The following is an 899-nucleotide window of genomic DNA, read 5'->3' on the forward strand; positions in this document are numbered from 1 at the left end:
CAGGCCGAGGAAGGCCATCAACTGCGGCGGTGTATCGAAGCGGCGCACATCCCCGATCTCGGCCGCGAAGATTACTGCGACCAGGAACGAGGCACCGCGCATCGCCTGATAGGCCTCGACGACCCGCGCCATGGACCAGGTGGGCACGACGGCGCTCAGCTGCTCGTCCAAGCGGCGTAGCCGCTGAACCGCGTCCTCGATCGCGTCGATCTTCTCTTGGAACACGATCTGCTGCGCCGGATGCTCGAAGCTCTGGCGGGCAAGCCAGCGCCGGTGCGCCAATGTCCAATGACCGCCGCCCTCGTAGATCCGACCATGGCGCAGAAGGAAGGAGAGCAGCTGCTGGCGTTTGCGGCGCAGGTCGTCGGCTCCGGATTCCCGAGCCCGCACCAGATCGCGGACAGCCTCGTGGACGACGTCCGGTACCCACACTCCGGTCAGTTCGCCCGCCCGATGCAGCCGCGCCAGAGTGACCGCGTCCCTTCGGTTCGTCTTGATGCGCTCGCCCGACCGCTTCGGAATCAGGGCGGGCGCAACCACCATGCAGTCGTGACCAAGATCGCGGACCTGACGGCAAAGTCCGTAACCAGTCGGTCCGGCCTCGAAGCAGACGTGCAGTCGATCGTACCTTTTTCCCAGCTTCTTGATCGTCCGCTCTATCGCAGCCGGCCTATTCTCGACCTCACCGAGAAACCGGACTTCGCCCGTGCGGCCGCCCGCTGCGATCGCCACCGCATGCTTCTTCTTGGCTACATCAAACGCGACAAATGCTTCGCTATACTCTCCCATGGCTCGTCCTCCGTGCGTGAGGATCGGCTCGGCCTATCCGAGCAACCCTCGTCTCTTAATCGCACGAAAGGGCGGGCCACCGATCTCAGGCCTCGGAACATGACGTCTAG

Annotated in this window: 1 protein-coding gene; it reads right to left on the reverse strand. The window is 64.3% G+C overall.

What is annotated here, in order from left to right:
- Positions 1–789 (reverse strand): IS110 family RNA-guided transposase (locus tag NKI20_RS33620; protein ID WP_352838294.1); only part of this gene is annotated, 789 nt, incomplete at its 3' end.
- Between the last annotated feature and the right edge of the window lie 110 nt (positions 790–899).

The organism is Mesorhizobium sp. M0830, assembly GCF_040319965.1.
Taxonomy (GTDB): domain Bacteria; phylum Pseudomonadota; class Alphaproteobacteria; order Rhizobiales; family Rhizobiaceae; genus Mesorhizobium.